1 pseudogene is annotated in these 422 nt (G+C 40.3%); it reads left to right on the top strand.

The annotated features are described in order from the left end of the window. Positions 1-422: pseudogene (locus tag J7R07_RS08035) on the top strand (hypothetical protein); the annotation flags it as partial.

The following is a 422-nucleotide window of genomic DNA, read 5'->3' as shown; positions in this document are numbered from 1 at the left end:
CATTCAAGTTTCTGGTAAAGCAGATGAAAATTCCTTCAAGCTTGCGAACGGTTACGTCACAATGAATGGATTGCCCTACAAGTATACGCTGAATGCTTATGGACCAACATCAAACCGTGGTAAGGCCAATAGGCAGCAAAGTGTTTTAGGAGAAGTATCTCAAGAATCAGAGGAAGATACTCTTAAAGACTACACGAGTTATGTTATAAAAGGGAAGAGAATTGAAGGAGTTTCTAAAAAGAATGAAGGTGAATCGGCACCAAATCATGGGGAAGTAGGTAGCGTTCAAAATCACTTGAGAGAAGGAGATAATTTCTGGGATTTCCGCTTGCAAAGGGATACGCTTGATCGTGAAGCAAAGATCAATGCTCTTGTACCTCAAACGGCAAGCTATTTGGTAATATCTCCAGTTTTATTCTCCT

This window comes from Bartonella phoceensis (assembly GCF_902825145.1).
Classification (GTDB): Bacteria; Pseudomonadota; Alphaproteobacteria; order Rhizobiales; family Rhizobiaceae; genus Bartonella; species Bartonella phoceensis.
The sequence above is the reverse complement of the archived record's forward strand: the minus strand, read 5'-3'. Positions and strand labels throughout refer to the sequence as shown.